22 protein-coding genes are annotated in these 19,830 nt (G+C 72.4%); 16 read left to right on the top strand and 6 right to left on the bottom strand.

Annotation, left to right across the window (positions count from 1 at the left end; genetic code table 11):
* Nucleotides 1-58 precede the first annotated feature (58 nt).
* The 8 genes from HNR25_RS03940 to HNR25_RS03910 all read left to right on the top strand — a co-directional run bounded on the left by HNR25_RS03940 (nucleotide 59) and on the right by HNR25_RS03910 (nucleotide 4,764).
* Complete coding sequence (locus HNR25_RS03940) at nucleotides 59-868, top strand: helix-turn-helix domain-containing protein (protein WP_184633363.1); 810 nt, start codon at nucleotides 59-61, stop codon at nucleotides 866-868.
* Entirely contained in the window at nucleotides 865-1,125 is a 261-nt protein-coding gene (locus HNR25_RS03935; protein ID WP_221457429.1) for a DUF397 domain-containing protein, read from the top strand. Before HNR25_RS03940 ends, HNR25_RS03935 begins: the two co-directional genes overlap by 4 nt.
* A 273-nt stretch (nucleotides 1,126-1,398) precedes the next feature.
* Nucleotides 1,399-1,635 carry a hypothetical protein gene (locus HNR25_RS03930; RefSeq protein ID WP_184639729.1) on the top strand — a complete coding sequence of 79 codons (237 nt, stop codon included), beginning with the start codon at nucleotides 1,399-1,401 and terminating at the stop codon, nucleotides 1,633-1,635.
* 151 nt (nucleotides 1,636-1,786) lie between these two features.
* Nucleotides 1,787-2,476 (top strand): hypothetical protein, encoded by a 690-nt coding sequence (locus tag HNR25_RS03925; RefSeq protein WP_184633362.1) that lies wholly within the window; start codon nucleotides 1,787-1,789, stop codon nucleotides 2,474-2,476.
* 67 nt (nucleotides 2,477-2,543) lie between these two features.
* Nucleotides 2,544-2,687 (top strand): hypothetical protein, encoded by a 144-nt coding sequence (locus HNR25_RS03920; RefSeq protein ID WP_221457428.1) that lies wholly within the window; start codon nucleotides 2,544-2,546, stop codon nucleotides 2,685-2,687.
* Nucleotides 2,684-3,001 (top strand): hypothetical protein, encoded by a 318-nt coding sequence (locus HNR25_RS25640; RefSeq protein ID WP_246463515.1) that lies wholly within the window; start codon nucleotides 2,684-2,686, stop codon nucleotides 2,999-3,001. Before HNR25_RS03920 ends, HNR25_RS25640 begins: the two co-directional genes overlap by 4 nt.
* Complete coding sequence (locus HNR25_RS26740) at nucleotides 2,998-3,357, top strand: 3'-5' exonuclease (protein WP_312862346.1); 360 nt, start codon at nucleotides 2,998-3,000, stop codon at nucleotides 3,355-3,357. Before HNR25_RS25640 ends, HNR25_RS26740 begins: the two co-directional genes overlap by 4 nt.
* Before the next feature lie 363 nt (nucleotides 3,358-3,720).
* Nucleotides 3,721-4,764, top strand: coding sequence for a LacI family DNA-binding transcriptional regulator (locus HNR25_RS03910; RefSeq protein ID WP_312862345.1), 1,044 nt, complete (start codon nucleotides 3,721-3,723; stop codon nucleotides 4,762-4,764).
* Nucleotides 4,765-4,803: 39 nt separating this feature from the next.
* On the opposite strand, the gene HNR25_RS03905 is transcribed toward HNR25_RS03910, so the two are convergent.
* Nucleotides 4,804-5,238, bottom strand: a complete 435-nt coding sequence (locus HNR25_RS03905) for a PPOX class F420-dependent oxidoreductase (RefSeq protein ID WP_184633360.1) — start codon at nucleotides 5,236-5,238, stop codon at nucleotides 4,804-4,806.
* Nucleotides 5,239-5,623: 385 nt separating this feature from the next.
* Between HNR25_RS03905 and HNR25_RS03900 the strand changes: the two genes are divergently transcribed.
* The gene (locus tag HNR25_RS03900) at nucleotides 5,624-6,853 is read left to right on the top strand and encodes an MFS transporter (RefSeq protein ID WP_184633359.1); all 1,230 of its coding nucleotides are present in this window, start codon (nucleotides 5,624-5,626) and stop codon (nucleotides 6,851-6,853) included.
* Between the two features lie 70 nt (nucleotides 6,854-6,923).
* Here the strand turns inward: HNR25_RS03900 and HNR25_RS03895 are convergent, their stop codons facing one another.
* Nucleotides 6,924-7,484 (bottom strand): TetR/AcrR family transcriptional regulator, encoded by a 561-nt coding sequence (locus HNR25_RS03895; protein ID WP_184633358.1) that lies wholly within the window; start codon nucleotides 7,482-7,484, stop codon nucleotides 6,924-6,926.
* Between the two features lie 86 nt (nucleotides 7,485-7,570).
* Between HNR25_RS03895 and HNR25_RS03890 the strand changes: the two genes are divergently transcribed.
* The gene (locus HNR25_RS03890; protein WP_184633357.1) at nucleotides 7,571-8,032 is read left to right on the top strand and encodes a nuclear transport factor 2 family protein; all 462 of its coding nucleotides are present in this window, start codon (nucleotides 7,571-7,573) and stop codon (nucleotides 8,030-8,032) included.
* Between the two features lie 135 nt (nucleotides 8,033-8,167).
* Here the strand turns inward: HNR25_RS03890 and HNR25_RS03885 are convergent, their stop codons facing one another.
* On the bottom strand, nucleotides 8,168-8,740 hold the full coding sequence (locus tag HNR25_RS03885) for a hypothetical protein (RefSeq protein ID WP_184633356.1): 573 nt from the start codon (nucleotides 8,738-8,740) through the stop codon (nucleotides 8,168-8,170).
* A gap of 185 nt (nucleotides 8,741-8,925) precedes the next feature.
* Between HNR25_RS03885 and HNR25_RS03880 the strand changes: the two genes are divergently transcribed.
* Nucleotides 8,926-9,375: a hypothetical protein gene (locus HNR25_RS03880; protein WP_184633355.1), complete on the top strand. Its 450-nt coding sequence runs from the start codon at nucleotides 8,926-8,928 to the stop codon at nucleotides 9,373-9,375.
* A 147-nt stretch (nucleotides 9,376-9,522) separates the two neighbouring features.
* Here HNR25_RS03880 and HNR25_RS03875 read toward each other — a convergent pair whose 3' ends face one another.
* Both HNR25_RS03875 and HNR25_RS03870 read right to left on the bottom strand, forming a co-directional pair.
* Nucleotides 9,523-11,265 carry a DEAD/DEAH box helicase gene (locus HNR25_RS03875; RefSeq protein WP_184633354.1) on the bottom strand — a complete coding sequence of 581 codons (1,743 nt, stop codon included), beginning with the start codon at nucleotides 11,263-11,265 and terminating at the stop codon, nucleotides 9,523-9,525.
* A 164-nt stretch (nucleotides 11,266-11,429) separates the two neighbouring features.
* Complete coding sequence (locus tag HNR25_RS03870; protein WP_184633353.1) at nucleotides 11,430-12,380, bottom strand: LysR family transcriptional regulator; 951 nt, start codon at nucleotides 12,378-12,380, stop codon at nucleotides 11,430-11,432.
* Nucleotides 12,381-12,528: 148 nt separating this feature from the next.
* On the opposite strand from HNR25_RS03870, the gene HNR25_RS03865 reads away from it, so the two are divergent.
* The 5 genes from HNR25_RS03865 (at nucleotide 12,529) to fahA (ending at nucleotide 18,625) form a co-directional block, all read left to right on the top strand.
* Nucleotides 12,529-13,491 carry an MBL fold metallo-hydrolase gene (locus HNR25_RS03865; protein WP_184633352.1) on the top strand — a complete coding sequence of 321 codons (963 nt, stop codon included), beginning with the start codon at nucleotides 12,529-12,531 and terminating at the stop codon, nucleotides 13,489-13,491.
* Between the two features lie 29 nt (nucleotides 13,492-13,520).
* Entirely contained in the window at nucleotides 13,521-15,221 is a 1,701-nt protein-coding gene (locus HNR25_RS03860; protein ID WP_184633351.1) for an FAD-dependent monooxygenase, read from the top strand.
* A complete protein-coding gene (locus tag HNR25_RS03855; RefSeq protein WP_184633350.1) occupies nucleotides 15,196-16,398 on the top strand; it encodes a homogentisate 1,2-dioxygenase in 1,203 nt (400 codons plus the stop codon). The genes HNR25_RS03860 and HNR25_RS03855 overlap by 26 nt, the downstream gene beginning before the upstream one ends.
* 107 nt (nucleotides 16,399-16,505) lie before the next feature.
* Entirely contained in the window at nucleotides 16,506-17,363 is an 858-nt protein-coding gene (locus HNR25_RS03850; RefSeq protein WP_184638799.1) for a hypothetical protein, read from the top strand.
* A gap of 35 nt (nucleotides 17,364-17,398) precedes the next feature.
* A complete protein-coding gene (fahA, locus tag HNR25_RS03845) occupies nucleotides 17,399-18,625 on the top strand; it encodes a fumarylacetoacetase (RefSeq protein ID WP_184633349.1) in 1,227 nt (408 codons plus the stop codon).
* Nucleotides 18,626-18,743: 118 nt separating this feature from the next.
* Here fahA and HNR25_RS03840 read toward each other — a convergent pair whose 3' ends face one another.
* On the bottom strand, nucleotides 18,744-19,661 hold the full coding sequence (locus HNR25_RS03840; protein WP_312862344.1) for a glycoside hydrolase family 16 protein: 918 nt from the start codon (nucleotides 19,659-19,661) through the stop codon (nucleotides 18,744-18,746).
* Nucleotides 19,662-19,830 lie beyond the last annotated feature (169 nt).

Genomic DNA, 19,830 nt, shown 5'->3' with positions numbered 1-19,830 from the left:
GTGATTCTCGTTCACGAAGTTTGAGACACGTGTCAGGGTGGTTGAGTACCATTGATGTATGGTTGAACGCGTCAATCAGAGGTGGGTTCGTTTCGGGCGGGAACTCAAGCGTCTACGGACGAAAGCTGGGCTTTCGCAGCACCAGCTCGGCAAGGAGATTGCTGTATCGCATGCGATGATCAGTGCAATCGAGCGTGGAGCACGGGGGGCAAGGCGTGAGCATGTAGAACAATTCGACCAGGTGCTCTCAACAGGCGGTGCGCTCCTCCGAAGCTGGGAGCGCCTGAGCGAGAACAACGGCCTGCCTTCCTGGTTCCGGGGCGTTGCCTCGCTAGAGCAACAGGCGACCGAAATCAAGTCGTTTCAACCGCTCCTCGTTCATGGGTTGTTGCAGACCGAGGACTATGCCCGCACGATCCTGCGGGATGGTCGGCCGATGGACTCAGACTCGGCAATCGACGAGCTCGTCTATGGTCGGATGGCGCGGCAAGCGGCTTTTACAGACGGGAATATGCCCCTGCTACTGGGCGTATTGGATGAGACGGTGATCCGGCGCCCTGTCGGAGGCCCCACGGTGATGAAGCCGCAACTGGAGCGACTGCTTCAAGCTTCAGAGAGTTCTCGTGTGACCCTTCAGGTGGTACCGCAGGCGACGGAGAACAACCCGGGGTTGAGCGGGGCGTTTACTCTCCTGACTGTCGGCGGAGCCGAGATTCTCTACATGGAGACACCGCTGTCCGGGGCACCTGTTGAGAGTCTTGAAGATGTCGCACAGTACGTTCGGCTCTTGGGCGACATCCGTGGGGTGGCCCTCCCGCCGAGAGAGTCTCGCAAGCTGATCGAGGCAGTAAGGGGTGAGTTCTTATGACAGATATGGATGGCTTGGATGGTGTGTGGCGCAAGTCCAGCTACAGCAACGCATCGGGTGGCGAGTGCGTCGAGATGGCCGTGACCTGGCGCAAGTCCAGCTACAGCAACGACACCGGCGGGAACTGCGTCGAGGTAGCGGACACCGCGTACGGGGCAGCCGTCCGCGACACCCAGAACCGTGACCGCGGCCATCTCGCCTTCCCCGCCTCCGAGTGGTCTTCCTTCCTCAAGGACCTCAAGGAACGTCGACTCTGACTCCGACTCCCCGCCTCACACGGTGATCCCCCTGTCCCCACGGCCTCCTCGCCTTCCGAGGGGGCCGTGTCTCTTGAGCATCCCGGCCGTTCCCGCAACCCCTCTGTGAGTTATTCACAAGCCTGGCGTCACGCTTCCACGCCCGCGCACGTTCCCCCGTAGGATCGCCGCAACGTCCAGCCCAATACGACCGAATAGACCCGAAGATCCCGCGCCAGCAAGCACGCCACCGGCGGGCGTTCGTCCCGCCGTGAACGGAGAGGATCGGGCACGTTGCCGACGGAGCCGCCCCGAGAGCAGCCGACCCGCGTCGGGGAGCGCTACGAACTCACCTCGCCCATCAGCACCGGCGGGATGGGGCAGGTGTGGCGGGGTTACGACACCGTTCTCGACCGGGAGATCGCGGTCAAGCTCATCCGCCCCGACCTCACGGCCGAGAACGGACCCGACGCCCCCATGGCCGGCGAGGCCGCGGAGCTCCTCGATCGCATCCGCCGCGCGAGCGGCTGAGGGGCCCGGCCGTACACCGCGGCGGCCGACGCCGCGGACCCCCGAATACGACACGAGGTAGGAAGAGGCCGCCGGTGTCCACCCCCCCCACGAGATCACCGCGCAGCGCAGCCGCCGACTGGTCACCGTCCTTGTCGTCCTGGTGGCGGTCTTGGCCCTGGCACTGGCGATATCGGTCGGCTATTCCCTGGGTTCGGGGGCGGCCGGCGGTGCGGCGAGTCGGCCTTCCGCCTCGCCCGCGCCGTCAGCGTCGCCCTCGTCGCCGCCGCCCGCCAGCGGGGGACCGATCCAGCTGTCCGGGGGGGACAGCCACGTCGACGGGCGCTACCCGGTCAAGTTCGCTCGCACGCCCGAGGGGGTGGTCTCCGCCCTCGCCGCCTTCGTCAGCAACTACACAACCCTCGATCCGGCGGTCAAGGCACGCGTCGGTCAGCTCTACATGAACGAGATGCGGAACAAGGACATTCAAGAGCTGACCGAAGGCATGCGCGGCAATATCGGCCTCGATTTGGAGTCGTACGGCTTCGGCATGACGTTCGAAGAGCTCCCGACGCAGGCCTCGATGTCGGCCGTCCCGCTGGCCGCGGTCTACGAGCGGGTCGACGCGCGCAGGATCGACGTCGCGGTGCTGGCGGAGATCTCCGCCTACGACGGGATATCCCGGCGCACCGAATTCCTCGTCACTCCGAAAGCCCGGTGTGTCTGGGTGGCGGACGTGCGTGACGGCGACTGGATGGTGGCCGACGATTTCCCCGAGATCGAGGCGCCCGAGGAGGTCGAGCCCCACACGGCCGCGTTCGAGAACTCCGAATGGATCGAGCTGCAGGGCGGCGCGCCATGACGCCCTGTCCCTGCCCCTGCGTACCCCTGCCCGGCCCATGCCCCGGCCGCTGAAAGCGAGCACCCCCGTGCCCCAACTGGCGTTCGCCAAAAGCTTCTTCACGGGCGGCGACTACGACGCACTGCCCAAGCACATCCGCAAGCGGGTGCGCGCGGCGATGGACAAGTTCCCCCGGCTCACGCCCTCCCAGCTGAAGGCGGACAAGGGTTGAACTTCAAACCGCCCCAGACGGCGCGCAACCCGCACGTACGCACGTTCAAAGTCGACGACAACTTCCGCGGCGTGGTCTACGCCCCCGAGGGCGGCGGCACCCTCGTCCTGCTGAAGGTGCTGCCGCACGACGACGCCTACGCCTGGGCGCGCAAACTCGACGCCGCCGCCAACCCGGTGACCCGCGGGCTGGAGATCTGGAACGCCGACGCGCTGGAGCGCGTGACACCGACCAGGACGAGGAGATCGCCACGGTCGTCCGGCGGGTCCGGTCGTGGACGGAGGCCGGCATCGACACCGCCGACATCGCCGTGACCGTGCGCTTCAACTCGGCGGCCAAGAAGGTCGCGGAGGCCCTGGAGGCGGACGGCATCGCGGCGGTCCGGCTCGGCTCCGCCACCGGCGCGGAGGCCGCGGGCGTGCGGGTGGGCAGCTGGTACGCCTTGAAGGGACTGGAGTTCCGCTGCGTCGCGGTGGCCGGAGTGTGCTCATGGGCGCTGCCCTTCGCCAAGGCCGTCACACCGAAAGAAGTCGACTCCATCCAGCACGCCACCGACATGATGAGCGAACGCTGCCTGCTGTTCGTCGCCTGCACACGCGCCCGCGACAGCCTGCACGTGTCGTGGTACGGCGAACCCAGCGAGTTCCTCACCGAGGCGGGGATCGCCTGAGCGGCCGTGGGGCATGCGGACCGTTGCACGGCGTCGGCGGGCGGGCGGTCGCTTCAGCGTGCGTTCCGACCCCGCAGTGTCGGGTTCACTGGAAACGAGCGCGGGGTCATGACCGTTTTCCGGCGCTGCGGCGGCGAAATCCGCGCGCTCGTCGGCGCCGACCATGTGGGCGGTGCGACGGCCTGCTGGAGAACATGCCCGACTCGGCCGAGGACGACGTCGTGCTGCCGGCCGTCCGGGCCCCGTGAGCATCCGCCGAGCGAAGAGTTTTAACGTGCTAAACTGCGAACCTCGCCCCGAAGGCGATCGTTCTCGCCACGGCGCGGGTCTTTTCCGCCCGCAGCCGGCCGGAGATGAGACAGGGTGACGGACTCGAAGAGCGCGACCGGGGCCGCCGAGCCGCGGCGGCGCCCCACGATGGGCGACGTCGCCGAACGCGTGGGCGTGTCCCGGCAACTGGTGTCGCTGGTCATGCGCGACCAGGCCGGTCCCAGCGACGAGACCCGGCGCCGGGTGCGCGAGGCCGCCGACGAGCTCGGCTACCGCCCCCACACCGCCGCGCAGCTGCTGCGCCGCACCCGCAGCCGGCAGATCGGCGTCCTGTTCAACATGGATCAGCCGCACAACGTCGAACTGGTCGAGGGCCTCTACGCCTGCGCCCAGGACGTCGGTTACGGCATCGCGCTCAGCGCCAACGTCCCTTCGCGCGGTGAGCGCCAGGCCATCGAGGAGCTGCTCGGGCTGCGCAGCGAGGCGCTGATCCTCACCGGTCCCTCTCCCGGCCCCTCGCCCGACCTGAGCCGGGTAGCCGAACAGGTGCCCGTGGTCCAGGTCAGCCGCAGCGCCACAGTGCCCGGCGCCGACCTGGTACGCAGCTCCGAAGCCCCGGGCATGAGCAGGGCGATCGGCTACCTCGCCGAGCTGGGCCACCGCGACATCGTCCACGTCGACGGCGGCGCCGCGCTGGAGGCCGAGGAGCGCCGGCGCGGCTACCGCGACGCGATGCGCCGCCACGGGCTCGCCGACCGGGCCCGGGAGCTTCCCGGCGCCTTCACCGAGGAGTCGGGCGCCCGCGCCGCCCGCGAGCTGCTCGCCCGCGGCACGCTGCCCACAGCGGTGGTCACCGCCAACGACCGCTGCGCCCGCGGCCTGCTGGACGTCTTCGTGCGCGCCGGGGTAGGCGTCCCGCAGGAGGTGTCGGTGATCGGCTACGACGACAGCCGGCTGGCGCACCTGTCGTTCCTCGATCTGACCTCGGTGCGCCAGGACTCCGCCCAGCTCGCCGAGCTGGCCGTGCAGGCCGTGACCGAGCGCCTCGACGACGGGCGCACCGGCGCCAAGGAGTTCGCGATCACCCCCACCCTGACGGTGCGGGGCACGTCGGGGCCGGTGCGCACCGCGGAGTAGGGCGCCGCCGGGGACGGGAGCGCGGGGCGGCCGCGCGCCTCACCCGATCCGGTCGCCGACGACCCGTTCGACCGCCATGCGCATGAGCACCCTGCGGTCGGCGACCATCACCGACCGGTACTCCTCCCAGTCCGGGTGCTCCCCGGCGGCCGTGCGGTAGTACTCGACCAGCGCGTCGACCTCGGGTCCGTGCGGGTCGGCGCCCGGACCGGTGAGCCGCACCGTGCCTTCTGCGGTGGCCCACGACCGTCCGTCGGCGGCGGTGACCTCCAGCGCGGCGCGCGGATCGCGGCGGAGATTGGCGGTCTTGGCGCGGCCCTCGGTCATCGACACGTAGACGGCACCGTCGTCGCGGTCGTAGAAGGGCGTGACGGGGGAGAGCTGCGGGCGGCCGTCGGACTTGATCGTCGCCAGGACGCCGAGACGGCTCTGCGCGAGCAGCGCGTGCGGGCTGAATGCGGTGTCGGTCGTCATACCGGCTGCAATCACGGCCCGGGGCGGGCTATTCCCGGACGCGCCGGCCGGGCCGCCGGCGTGTCCGGGAACCGGTGGTCGGGGACGGTGCGCCGCTCCGGCGTCGACCACGTCTCATCCCCGGGTGGCCGACATCATCGCCGCCCGGGGCAATCTCCCCGCCGATCGTGTTGGCACGTGCCATGTGCGCGTGGTTCTCTGGAAGAGACCGCTTCGGGAGGTTCCGCCGGCCCCGGTTCCGGAGCCGGAGCGCCGCGGCCCGCCGGCCGCCCCGGAGCCGCCGTGCACTCCTCCGCCCGACACCCCGGCCCCGCACGCCGCGCCGGCGGCGGGGCCCCGACGGAACCGCGCCAACCCCACCGCCAGCGAAAGGCTGAGCCCGCCCATGCGCCTTGCCCTGCTCGCCATGGCCCTCGGAGCCTTCGGCATCGGAACCACCGAGTTCGTCATCATGGGACTGCTGCCCGAGGTCTCCGCCGATCTGGACGTGTCGGTCTCCTCGGCCGGCAACCTCATCGCCGGCTACGCCATCGGCGTCGTCATCGGCGCCCCGCTGCTCACCGTCGTCAGCACCCGCCTGCCGCGCCGCCGCGCCCTGATCCTGTTCATGGGCGTCTTCGCCGCCGGCAACCTGCTCTCGGCCCTGGCCCCGGAGTTCGGGGCCGTGCTCGGGTTCCGCGTGCTCACCGGGCTTCCGCACGGCGCCTACTTCGGCGCGGCGGCCGTCGCCGCAGCGCAACTGGCCGAACCGGGGCGGCGGGCGCGCAACGTCGCCCGCGTGTTCCTCGGCCTGACCGTCGCCAACATCGTCGGGGTGCCCGCCGGCACCTGGCTGGGCCAGGAGCTGGGCTGGCGCGCGACCTTCGGCGTCGTCGCCGCCATCGGGGTCGTCGCCATGGCCGGGATCGCACTGTGCGTGCCCCACCTGCCCAAGCCCCACGGAGTGCGGCTGCGCCACGAGATGGCCGGGCTGGCCAACCGGCAGGTCGTGCTCGGCCTGCTCACGATCGTGCTCGGCTGCTCCGGGGTGTTCGCGGTCTACACCTACATCGCGCCGACGATGAAGGAACTGGCCGGCTTCACCGAAGCGGGCGTGACCGGCGTGCTGGCGCTGTTCGGGGTCGGCATGACCCTGGGGTCGCTGCTGGGCGGCCGGATGGCCGACCGCGCCCTGCGGCCCTCGGTCTACGGCTCCCTCACGTCCCTGGCCCTGGTGCTGCTGCTGTTCTCCTTCGCGGTCCACAATCCCTGGACCGCGGCGATCGGGGTCGTCGCGCTCGGCGTGGCCACGTTCGCGACCTGCACGGTCATCCAGGTGTTCCTGATGACCAAGGCCGAGCGCGCGCCCACCCTCACCTCGGCGTCCAACCACGCGGCGTTCAATCTCGCCAACGCGTTCGGCGCCTGGATCGGCGGCGCGGTCATCGGCGCGGGCTTGGGCTACACCGCGCCCGCGCTGGTCGGTGCCGCGATGGCCGTCGTCGGTGTGGGCCTGGCCTTGGCGGCCGGCTACCTCGACCGCCCCCGCCCGCCGCGCTCCGCGCCCGCGGTGCCCGACGCGCCCACCGAGGCGCCCGCCGTTCCCGCCGGAAGCGGGGCCGGGTCCGCGGGCTGACACGGACCGCCTGCTGCACGCGCCGTCCCGGGACCGACGGGGGCCGGTTCCGGGACGGCGCGCAGGCGGATCAGCCGATGAGGTGCCGTGCCGCGGCGCGCGCCTCCTCGGCCGGTGCGGTGTCGCCGGTGACGCCGGCGGTGACGACGGCCCCTTCGGCGAGCAGGAACACCGGCTCGACCGCTGGGCTTCCGGTCGCCCGGACCCATTCCGCGATCTGGTCGTGGAAGGCCTGCTTGTGCGCGCGGATTTCGTCGAGCACCGCCGGAGAGGACGATCCCAGTTCCCCGTGCGCGTTGATCCAGGCGCAGCCGCGGAACCCCGGTTCGGCGAACCACCGGCCGAGCCAGTCGAAGACCGCCGACACCCGGGCGCGGGGGTCGTCGAACCGCTCCACGTACGCGGCCAGGCCCGCCCGCCACCGCCGGTCGCGCCGCCGCAGCATCGCGACGACGATGTCCTCCTTCGTGGCGAACACGGAGTAGATCCGTTTGAGCGGCAGGCCGGCGGCCGAACGGATCTCGTCCATCCCCACCGCCCGGATCCCCCGCTCGTAGAAGAGCGGCTCCGCGGCGTCCAGAAGGACCTCGCGGTCCTGGTTCCGTTGCTCCGTGCTGATCGGGGCCGGCATCCGGGACTCCTTGACATCGAGAACGTTCGTTCTCTAGTGTAGCCGCACTTACCGAGAACGAACGTTCTCAATACTGGGAGGATGACGTGCCCGACACCCGACCGCCCTGCCCGCCGTTCGACGAGCAGGCCGCGCTGCGCAAGGTCCAGGCCGCCGAGGACGCGTGGAACACCCGCGACCCCGAGCGGGTCGCGCTGGCGTACACGCCGGACTCGGTCTGGCGCAACCGCGACCGGTTCGTCGCCGGTCGCGAAGAGATCGTGGCGTTCCTGACCGCCAAATGGGAGCGGGAGCTGGACTACGCACTCCGCAAGAGCCTGTGGAGCTTCCACGGCGACCGCATCGCGGTCCGCTTCCAGTACGAGTGCCACGACACCGCCGGACAGTGGTGGCGCAGCTACGGAAACGAGCTCTGGGAGTTCGACGGCGACGGGCTGATGCGGCGCCGGGAGGCGAGCATCAACGACGTCGCGATCGCCGAAGCCGACCGGAGGATCTTCGGGCCCCGGCCCGAGAACGAGCACGGGGCCGACATCCCCCTCCGGTGATCGGACACGCCCGCACCGCCCTCCGGCCGGCGGCGCAGCGGCCCCGCCGGCTCCACTCGCGCGGGCGTGTCCGGCGGGCGCGTCGAGCCGGGACGGAAAGCGCCCGCGCGCGGCCGCTGCCCGCCGACGGCCGGGTCAGGCGCCCGGCACGGGCATCTGCGGCTGCGGCTGCGGTTCGGGAACCTGCAGATAGGCGCCCGCCGCAACGAGGAACAGCAGTGCGCCCACGACCACGGTCGCGGTCGCGATCCACCGCGCCCACGGCCGCGTGGCGGCGCCGGCGAGAGTGAGGCTGATCAGTCCAGAGGCCACGGCCAGGAGTGCGACCACGCCCTCGGCGACCATCATGCCGCTGATGACGCCTTCCTGGGTCTGGGCCAGCAGGCTCGGTACGACCTCGGTGGCCCGCCAGCCCGACAGCAGGGCGCCGACGAGCATCAGACCGATGATGGAGAAGGTTTCGGCGGAAAGGATCCCGCCCGGTGCCGGCGCGGCGCCGTGCGCGTGCGCGCCGGAGTCGGGGTCGAGCCCTTCGGCGTCGTCGAAAGAATCGTCGAAAGCGCCGTCGCCGTCGTCGGCGTCGGTGTCGGGGCCGGCGGCGGCATCGCCGCCGGGGCCGTGGTCGGATTCGGTCCGGTCGGCGGACGGAGCCTCGTTGTGCTCGGGATCCGCTGTCGCGCCCGGTCCGGACTCGGAGTTGGTCGTCATCACCTCACCGTATCCACCGCGGTGTGGCGTGCGCGTAAGCGAACCGGTACCCGCCGTGCTCCGGCGGGCGGTGCGCAGGGCAGAGGCGGGCGGTCGGCGGCGGCCGCCCCGGCGGTGCCGTCTTCCGCATCGCCGCGCGCGCAGGAGCCGGGCCGCCCCCGTGGTAGCTTCGCCCGACTATGCGAATGAAGGAAGTCGTTTGCGCGGTGCTCATCGTCCTCGCGGCCGCCGGCTCCATGGCAACGGCGAAGACGCTGACTCCGGCGAACCGCTCCCACCGCTTCGCCGACGGGATCTCCGTCCGGCTGCTCTCCTTCGACCGCGGGCGCCACGACGGAACGCCCTACACCGCGTGGTCGCTGGAGGTCCGCAACGGTTCCGACTCGCCGGTGCACCTCGCCCCCACGACGCGGTGCTGGACCGATCTTCCCCCGCGCCGCACCGGCGTCGTCCCCGCCGTCGACAAGGCCGGCAGGGTGGCCGTGCACCTTCGGGCCGGCAGGGTCACCAGCTTGCGCGGCGCCTGCGCGATGGCCGCGGACGAAGGCCGGTTCTTCTACGCCGTCCGGCTCTCGCAGGACTACGACTCCGGGATCTCCGCGCCGATCGTCTTCCACGGCAAGCTGCCCGTCTGAAGGCCCGGCCCCATCGCGCTCCTCATCGCGCCCCTCGACCCCGTCGATCTTGTAGCTACGGACACGGTGAAACGTTCGCAGTAACTGCAGCTACAAGATCAACGGGGGAGACGGGGAAGCCGGGTGAGACGGGGCCGGGGCCGGGTCCTACTTGCCTTCCTTGGCGTCGCGGCGCACCGGGGTCTTGCGGCCCTTGATGGTGGTGTTCTTCAGCGCCGCGATGACGTCGTCGGCGGCGCCGGAGGGCACCTCCACCAGGGAGAACCGCTCGGCGATCTCGATATGGCCGATGTCGCGCCCGCGCAGCTCCGACTCGCCGGTGATCGCGCCCACCAGGTCCTGCGGGCGCACCTTCGCGCCGCGCCCGGCGCCGATGAACAGGCGGGTCATGCCGCCGGCGGCCTCGCGGCCGCCGCGCTGCTCGCCGTTCTCCGACCGGGGGCCGCGTTTGCCGCCCTCGCGCTGCTTGCGGCCCTTGTCCTTGTCCTTGTCCTTCTGCTCCGGCTTGATGCTGACCTCGGGGATCTCCTCCTCCTCGTCGACGGCGCCGCCGGAGGCCTCGTGGGCGAGCTTGACCGCCGCCAGAGCCACCTCCATCACGTCGAACTCGTCGGCGAGGGACTCGACCACCACCCGGAAGTGCTCGCGGTCGTCCTCGGCTTCGTCGTCGAGCAGGCTCTCGCGCAGTGCGCCGGTGGTCAGCTCCAGGCGGCGGGCCCGGATGTCGGCGATCGTGGGCAGCTTCTCCACGTTGATCGCGTAGCCGGTGGCCCGGCGGATGCTCTTGAGCATGCGGTGCTCGCGCGGCTCCACCAGCGTGATGGCCACACCCTCGCGGCCGGCCCGCCCCACGCGGCCGATGCGGTGCACGTAGGAGTCCGGCGCCGAAGGCACGTTGTAGTTCACCACGTGCGACAGGTGCTCGATGTCGAGTCCGCGCGCGGCGACGTCGGTGGCCACCACCAGGTCGATGGTGCCGGCGCGCAGCCGCCCCAGGGTGCGGTCGCGCTGCTCCTGGCTCATCCCGCCGTGCAGCGCCTCGGCGCGGTGGCCGCGGCCGTTGAGCACCTCGGAGAGCTGGTCGACCTCCTCGCGGGTGCGGCAGAAGACGATGGTGGCGGTGGGCGACTCCACGTCCAGCAGCCGCCCGATCGCGGCGGCCTTGTGCGCCCGCGGCACCACGTAGGCGCTCTGGCGCACCAGCGGCGCCCCGCCCTCGTCACTGGTTTCGCGGGCGATCTGGATACGTACCGGGTCGGTGAGGTTCCCGCTGGCCATCCGCTCGATGCGCGGAGGCATCGTCGCCGAGAACAGCACGGTCTGGCAGGCGTCGTCGATCTCCTCCAGGATCGACTCGATGTCTTCGGCGAAGCCCATGTCGAACATCTCGTCGGCTTCGTCGAGCACCGTCAGCGCCAGCTCGTCCAGCGCGAGCGTGCCCCGGTTCATGTGGTCCAGCGCCCGGCCCGGGGTCGCCACGACCACGTCGACGCCGCGCTCCAGGCTGCGGATCTGGCGGCCGATGGGCTGGCCGCCGTAGACGGGCAGCACCCGCACCCCTACGTCGCGGCCGTAGCGGTGCACGGCCTCGCAGACCTGCACGGCCAGTTCGCGGGTGGGCACCAGCACCAGGGCCATCGGTGCCGCACCTTCGCGCCGCCCGCCCTGCTCGACCATGCGCTGCAGGATCGGCAGCGCGAAAGCGGCGGTCTTGCCGGTGCCGGTGGCGGCCTGGCCCAGCAGGTCCCGCTGCTCGACCAGGTGCGGGATGGCTTCGCGCTGGATGGGGGTCGGCTCCTCGTAGCCCAGCCGGGCGAGTGCGTCGAGAAGCTCCTCCCGCAGCGGCAGGTCGGCGAAGCCGGGTACGGCGTCGGCGGCGGTCGTGGCCATGACGGAACTCCTCGTGCGGGCGTGCGGGCGTACGGCGGAAACGGGGTCGGCGGCAGGCGCCGCCACGGAATGGTCCCACTTCCTCTAGCGCGGTGCGGACCGGACACGGCCCACTGCGGCCGTGCGATCCCCCTCACCGCCGCGCTGCCCGCGGCGGCCGGGGGCTACGCCCGGGCGGAGTCCGGTCGGACCCCGGTCGGCGGAGCGGTCGCGCGGCAGTAGTGCAGGAACTCCTCGGAGCGGCGGTTCAGTCGCACCGCGTGGGGCCACGCGAGCAGTACCGCCTCGGCGCGTACCGGCTCGGCGATCTCCGTGATGACCACGCGGAACCCCTCGTAGGTGCGGTCGTTGGAGGGGCGCTGCACCAGGATACTCCAGCCCAGGCCGCGCCCGACCAGTGCGCGGGCGACCTCGTAGCTCGTGGGCCGGTAGCCCACCTGCGGAACGACGCCGAAGTCGTGGCACAGCCCCAGCGCATGGTGGGAGCTGGGGGCGGCGTCCAGCAGCACCATGGGTTCGGGCGCCAGCTCGTGCAGGGACACCGACGACCGGCCCGCCAGCGGATGCCCGGCCGGCAGCAGGACGTGCGGGCGCATCGTGAACAACTCGGCCCGCTCCATCTCCGGCAGCACGTCCATGTCGTAGATGACCGCCAGGTCCAGTTCACCGCTGAGCAGCCGCCGCTGCAGCACGTCCTGGGTGTCCTCGGAGAAATCCACGGTCAGCCCCGGGTGCAGCGCGGAGAAGCCCTGCAGCAGCGGCGGCAGCACCGTCGGGGCCAGCGTCACGAAACAGCCCAGCGACAGCACCCCGGTCAGCGTCCCCTCGCCCGCGCCGGCCTCGCCCTCCAGGTCCTCGGCCTGGCGCAGCAGCCGCCGGGCCCGGCGCAGCACCTGGGTGCCCGTGGGCGTCAGCGTGATGCCGTGGGACTTGCGGCGCACGCACAGCTGCACCCGGAGCGCGCGCTCCAGGTCGTTGAGCGCCAGCGAGACCGCCGGCTGGGAGATGTGCAGGCGCTGGGCGGCCTCGCTGATGGTGCCGGCCTCGGCGACGGCGACGAAATACGCGAGCTGGCGCAGGGAGAACCGCGGCGCAGGGCTCATAAGTTCGGCCAATGCCACTCCCAAGGTTCCCATGCTTTACCAATGCCGTGATCGGGATCACTCTAGAGGGCAGTGGTGATCCACCACACCCCGGGCCGGCGCGCACGGCCCCGGAACCCGGCCGGACCCGCCGCCCCGACCGCGAAGAGGAGAATCCCCGATGGCAGCCAAACCCTTCGCCTCCTCGGCCGACCTCGCCGAGAAGGAGCAGACGCTGGAGGTCGTCGCCGACGGCGTCTACGCGCTGACCGCCCAGGGCGACCCCAACATCGGCGCGATCGAGGGCGAGGACTTCCTGGTCTGCTTCGAAGCCATGGCCACCCCCACGGCCGCCCGCGAATGGCTGGCGCGGCTGCGCGAGCACACCGACAAACCCGTCCGCTACCTCGTGCTTTCGCACTACCACGCGGTGCGGGTGCTGGGCGCGAGCGCCTTCGACGCCGACGCGATCGTCGCCCACGAGAACACCCGCGCCCTCATCGCCGAACGCGGCGAAGCCGACTGGGCAAGCGAATTCGGCCGCATGCCGCGCCTGGCCGAAGACCCCGGATCCGTACCCGGGCTGACCTGGCCCACCCTGACCTTCTCCGACCGCACCACCATCGAGCTGGGCGGCGACCGCGGACAGCTCGTCCTGCAGTACCTGGGCCGCGGCCACACCGAAGGCGACATCGTCGCCTGGCTGCCGAAACAGCGCATCCTCTTCGCCGGCGACCTCGTCGAAGCCGAAGCCGCGCTCTACACCGGCGACGCCTACCACTACGACTGGGCCGGACCCACCCTGGACGGCCTCGCCGCGCTGGGCGCCGAAGCGCTCATCGGCGGGCGCGGCCCCGTCACCCACGGGCGCGCGGCCGTCGACGCCGCCGTCGCCCAGACCCGCGACTTCCTGCACACCATGATCGCCGAAGTCGGCGCCGTGCACGCCCGCGGCGGGGCCCTCGAAGACGCCTTCGCCGCCGCCCACGCCGCCCTGGCCGGCACCTACGGGCACTGGCCCATCTTCGAGCACTGCCTGCCTTTCGACGTGTCGCGGCTGTGGGACGAGATGTCGGGCATCCAACGCCCCATCGTCTGGACCGCCGAACGCGACCGCGAGGTCTGGGACCGGCTGCAGAGCTGAGCGCCCGGCCGCGAGCCAACGGAGGCGACATGCCCGCCGATCCCGTGCCCCGCCCCGCCCCGCCCGCCGGGGCCGGCGCCCCGCCCGCACCCGTGCTGGTGCTGGGCGCCGGCCCGGTCGGTCAGACCGCGGCGCTGCTGCTGGCGCGCTGGGGCCTGCCGGTGACCGTCGTCGACGCCCGCCCCGAGCGCGAAGCCGTCGGCTCCAAAGCCATCGTCCAGCAGCGCGACGTGTTGGACGTGTGGTCGGACCTCGGCGCCCACGCCGTCGCCGAAGAAGGGCTGACCTGGGACACCGCCCGCACCTTCTACCGCGGCCAGGAGCTGTTCAGTGTCGGGCGGCGCGACCGCGGCGCCTCGCCGCTGCCGCCGTTCGTCAACCTCTCCCAGTCGCGCACCGAACGCATCCTCGACGAGCGCATGGCCGCAGCCGGACTGGAGGTGCGCTGGAACCACGAGGTCACCGCCGTCGACCAGGACGCGGACGGGGTGCGTGTGCGGTGCGCGACCCCGACGGGAACCGTCGAGCTGCACGGCTCCTACGCGGTCGCGTGCCTGGGCCCGCACGGGCGGGTGGCGCGCGAAGCGGTCGGAGCCGACTTCGGCGGCGCCAGCTTCGACGACCGGTTCCTGATCTGCGACATCCGCGCCGACCTGCCCGGATGGGAGCGTGAACGGCGGTTCCACTTCGACCCCGAGTGGAACCCCGGCCGCCAGATCCTCATCCACCCCTGCCCCGATTCGGTGTACCGCATCGACTGGCAGGTGCCGCCCGACTTCGACCTCGACCGCGAAGAGGCCGAGGGCGGACTGGACCGGCGCATCCGCCGGATCATCGGTGAGCGCTCCTACGAGCTCGTGTGGCACTCGGTGTACCGCTTCCACACCCGGGTGGCCGACCCCATGGGCGCCGGACAGGTGCTGCTGGCCGGCGACTGCGCCCACCTGGTCGCCCCCTTCGGGGCGCGCGGCCTCAACTCCGGCGTGCACGACGCCGAAAACGCCGCGTGGAAACTCGCGTTCGCGCTCAACGGCTGGGCCGGTCCCGGACTGGTCGACAGCTACTCCGCAGAGCGGCTGGCCGCCGCCCGCGACAACGCCGACATCACCGGCGCCACCATGCGGTTCCTGGTGCCCCGCACCGACGCGGAGCGCACCCACCGCCTGGGTGTACTGGAGCGTGCCCGCTCGGACCCGGGAGCGGCCGCACAGGTCGACTCGGGGCGGCTGTTCGAGGCGTTCTGCTACACCGAATCGGCGCTGACCACCCCGTGCGCGCAGCGCCCCTACCCCGGGCGGCCGCCGCGCGGCGAGGCGCCCGTTCCCTGCCCCGGCGTGCTCGTGCCCGACGTCCCGCTGCACCTCGCCGACCGACCCGACATCACACGGCTGCGGCCGCTGGCGCGCGAAGGACTGACCGTCGTCGCCCACGGCGCCCGCGGCGCCGAAACCGCCCGCGCGGCAGCCCGGCGCGCCACCGACGCCCCCGTCACCGCGCTCGCGCTGCAGGACGCCGACCCCGACGGCGCCCTGGCCGCCGCGCTGGACGCCCGGCCCGGCGACGTCTGGCTGCTGCGCCCCGACGCCCACATCGCCGCGGTCCTCGACGAGGACGACCCGGCGGCCGTCACCGCGGCCGCCGGCACCTGCCTGGGCGGCGCACCCGCCGCCGGGCGGATCCCGCGACCCGGAAAGGAGCACGACGGTGGCGTACTACCGACACGTCGGTGAGGTCCCGCGCACGCGGCACACCCAGCACCGCACGCCCGAAGGCGGGCTGTACTACGAGGAGCTGATGGGCGAGGAGGGCTTCTCCGCCGACTCCTCACTGCTGTACCACCGCACCATCCCCTCGGCCGTCGTCGACGCCCGCCCGTGGCAGGTCCCCGACCAGACCCGCACGCCCAACGCGCCGCTCGTGCCGCGCCACCTGAAGCTGCACGCGCTCTTCGGCGACGAGTGGAGGTCCGCCGACGCCGTCACCGGGCGCCGCCTGATCCTGGGCAACGACGACGTGCGCCTCTCCTACGTCGCCGCCGGCCGGCCCTCCGAGCTCTACCGCAACGCCATCGGCGACGAGTGCGTGTACGTGGAATCGGGCCGCGCCACGGTGGAGACCGTGTTCGGGGCGCTGGAGGTCGGCGGCGGCGACTACGTGATCCTGCCGCGCGCCACCACCCACCGGTGGGTTCCCGAAGGCGAGGAGCCGCTGCGCGCCTACGCCGTCGAAGCCAACAGCCACATCACACCGCCCGGGCGCTATCTGTCGCGCTTCGGCCAGTTCCTGGAGCACGCGCCCTACTGCGAGCGCGACCTGCGCGGCCCCAGCGAGCCGCTGCTGGCCGAGGGAACCGACGTCGACGTGCTGATCAAGCACCGCGGCAACGGGCCCGGCGGTGTGGACGGCACCCGCTACACCTGCCCGGACCACCCCTTCGACGTCGTGGGCTGGGACGGCTGCCTCTACCCGTACGTGTTCAACGTGGCCGACTTCCAGCCGATCACCGGCCGCGTGCACCAGCCGCCGCCGGTCCACCAGGTCTTCGCCGGGCACAACTTCGTGATCTGCAACTTCGTGCCCCGCAAAGTCGACTACCATCCGCTGTCGATCCCGGTGCCCTACTACCACTCCAACGTCGACTCCGACGAGGTCATGTTCTACTGCGGCGGCGATTACGAAGCCCGCAAAGGCTCGGGCATCGGGCTCGGCTCGGTCTCGCTGCACCCGGGCGGGCACTCGCACGGGCCCCAGCCCGGCGCCTACGAGGCCAGCGTGGGCGTGCAGGCCGTCGAGGAGCTGGCCGTCATGGTCGACACGTTCCGCCCGCTGGAGCTGGGCGAGGGCGGGCAGGCCGCCGAGGACCCCGGCTACGCCTGGACGTGGGTCGGCGGCCGGAGGCCGCAGTGACCCCGCAGCCGGGCGGCAGCGCGGCGGGTCCGGCCGGGTCCCGGCCGGATGCGGCGCCGCACGCACCGGGCGCCGGGCCCCCGCCGGCACCCGGCGGCACGCCCCCGCTGTACGCCGCGCTGCTGGACGACGCCGCCCTGTTCCCGCCCGGGGACGCCCCCATGGACGCGGCGGTGGCGGCCCACCTGCGCTACCGGGCCGGACCGCAGAGCCCGATGACCGGACCCTTCATCGTTCCGGCCGGCCGCATCCCCGAACTCGGGCGGGCGCTGGCCCGCCGCCCCGGCGCCGCGCTGCGGGTGAGCGTGACCGTGCCCGACGGACCCGACGGGGTGGGACCGGCGCTGGAAGCGGCCCGAGCCCGGCCCGCGATCGAGGCGGTCGCCGTGGAGGTCGCCGCCCACAGGGGCGACGACGATGCGCAGACCGCCGCGAACACGGCCCGCGCCGCCGCCGCGCTGGAGGAGCACCTACCCGCCCGCACCGCCGGGTTCGTCGAGCTGCCGCGCGGCACGGACCCCCGCCGCAGCCTGGACGCCCTGTCCGGCACCGCCCAACTGGCCAAACTGCGCACCGGCGGAACCCGCGCCGACGCCTTCCCGAGCGAGGCGGAACTGGCCGCCGCCCTGGGCGCCGCCGCCCGGCGCGGCCGCGCCCTCAAGTGCACGGCCGGGATGCACCGGGCCCTGCGCCACACCGACACCGCGACCGGCTTCGAGCACCACGGTTTCCTCAACGTGCTGCTGGCCGTGCACGCCGCCCTGCAGGGAGCCGACGACGCGGAGGCCGCCGCGGTGCTGTCGATGCGCGACGGCGCGCGGGCAGCGGCCGCCGCAGCGGAGCTGAGCGGCGACGCCGCCTCGGCGGTGCGCGCCCTGTTCACCTCGTTCGGCACCTGCAGCGTGCTGGAGCCGCTGGAGGACCTGGTCGCGCTCGGCCGGATCTCGCCCGCCGTCCTGGAGTGACCGCCGCACCCGCCCCCCGAGAGGATCCGATTCACGTGCCTGTTCCGCACACCTGGCTGGGCATCGCCGCCGACGACCCGTTCGGCCCGGGAACCCTGCCCTACGGCGTCTTCAGCACCGGCGACGGCCGGCCGCCCCGCGTCGGCGTCGCGGCGGGCGCGTGGGTGCTGGACCTGGCGGCGGCCGCCTACGCCCAGGACGCGCCGTTCGCCGAGGCCGTCGACGCGCCCGTCCTCGACCCCCTGATGGCACAGGGCCCCGAGACCTGGCGGCAGGTCCGCGAGTCGCTGACCGCGTGGCTGACCGACCCCGCGTTCGAGACGGCGCTGCGCCCGCACCTGGTCGAGCGCGCGAGCGTGCGCATGCACCTGCCCTTCACGGTGGGCGACTACGTCGACTTCTACTCCTCGCAGCACCACGCCGCCAACCTCGGACGGATCCTGCGGCCCGGCCAGCCTTCCCTGCCGGCCAACTGGAAGCATCTGCCGCTGGGCTACCACGGCCGATCGGGCACGGTGGTGGTCTCGGGTACCGGTATCGCGCGGCCCATGGGCCAGCGCAAGCCGCCGTCGGCCGAGGATCCGGAGTTCGGGCCGTCGGCGCGGCTGGACATCGAGGCCGAGGTGGGGTTCGTCGTGGGCGTGCCCGCACCCGGCGGCGGGGTTCCGGTCTCCGGATTCGCCGAGCACGTGTTCGGGGTGTTCCTGGTCAACGACTGGTCCGCCCGCGATCTGCAAGCCTGGGAGAACATGCCGCTGGGTCCGTTCCTGGGCAAGTCCTTCGCCACGTCGGTGTCGCCGTGGGTGGTGCCGCTGGACGCGCTGCAGGAGGCCCGCGTCGCTCCGCCCGAGCGCGACCCCGCACCGGTGGAGTATCTGCGCGACGTGCCGGGCGACCCGTGGGGGCTGGATCTGCAACTGGAGGTGCGGATCAACGGCGAACCCGTCGCGCGGCCGCCGTTCGCGCAGATGTACTGGACCCCGGCCCAGCAGCTGGCGCACCTGACGGTCAACGGCGCGTCGCTGCGCACCGGCGACATGTACGCCTCGGGCACGGTCAGCGGACCCGAGAAGGAGCAGCGGGGGTCGCTGATCGAGCTGTCGTGGAACGGTGAGGAGCCCGTCGAGCTGGCAGACGGCAGTACGCGCGCGTTCCTGGAGGACGGCGACACCGTCACCATCGCGGCCACGGCCCGGGGCCCGGGCGTTTCCGTGATCGGTCTGGGCGAGGTGACCGGCCGGGTGCTGCCCGCGCAGGGGTGAGCACGTCGGGGAATGCGACCGGGGCCGGGGCGCCCGCGGGTGGCGCGGCGCCCCGGCCCCGGCACGGCCTCGGGGATCGTCCCGGAGGAGCCGAAATGTCGGCGGGTGCAGGACCGGATCAGCCCAGGTCGTACACGCGGACGTAGTCGACCTTCATCTGCTGCGGGAACTGCGTGCTCGCGTCGGGGGAGCCGGGCCAGGAGCCGCCCACCGCCACGTTCAGGATCATGAAGAACGGGTGGTCGTAGACCCACGGGTCGCCGCCGGTGTCGGCGGGGGTGAACGTCTGGTAGGCGTTGCCGTCGACGAACCAGGTGATGGACTCCGGGCTCCATTCCACCGCGAACGTGTGGAAGGTGTCGGCGAACGCCCAGCCTTGCGGGTGGTAGTAGGAGCCGGTGATCGGGTTGCCGCCGGAGTATCCGGGACCGTGCAGCGAACCGTGCACGTCGGCGGGCCGGCTGCCGATGTTCTCCATGATGTCGATCTCGCCGGAGTCGGGCCATCCGACGTCGCCGAAGTCGCCGCCCAGCATCCAGAACGCCGGCCAGATGCCCTGGCCGGTGGGGATCTGGATGCGGGCTTCGTAGCGGCCGTAGGCGTGCTCGAACTTGCCGGCGGTGTTCATCCGGCCCGACGTGTACTGGCAGTGGCCGTAGTGGCACTGGTGCCCGGCCGGATTGCCTTCGCGGGCGGTGATGACCATGTTGCCGTTGCCGTCGTGGGCGAGGTTGTCGCGGCTGTCGGTGTAGTACTGCAGCTCGTTGTTGCCGCCGCCGTCGCCGTTGACCTCGACGTTCCACTTCGCGGGGTCGGGCGCGGTGCCGGCGCCGGCGTTGAACTCGTCGCTCCACACGAGTGCGCCCGCTGCGGCTTGGGCCGCTGCGGCGGGCTCGGCCGCGGCCGACCGGGGAGCGTCGCCGGTGTGCAGGGCGATCAACCCGGCAGCCGCGGTCGCGACGGCGCAGACCGAGGCCGCGGCGCTCAGCCCGAGGCCGCGTCGGCGCCGTCGGGTACGGGGGGTTGCGGTGTTCACACTCAGACCGATCCGGGCGCCGGCCGGACCGCGCGCGATCCGAGGACCGCAGCGGGGTGACACGGGCCGGCGGCGCCCTTGTCGACAGGGGGCTGGTTGGCGACCCGCTCCGATACGGGCGGTGTCGCGCCGGACGACCGGCGGACGACCGTGGAGCGGACCTGACCTG

This window comes from Streptomonospora salina, from assembly GCF_014204715.1.
GTDB classification, from domain to species: Bacteria; Actinomycetota; Actinomycetes; order Streptosporangiales; family Streptosporangiaceae; genus Streptomonospora; species Streptomonospora salina.
The sequence above is the reverse complement of the archived record's forward strand: the minus strand, read 5'-3'. Positions and strand labels throughout refer to the sequence as shown.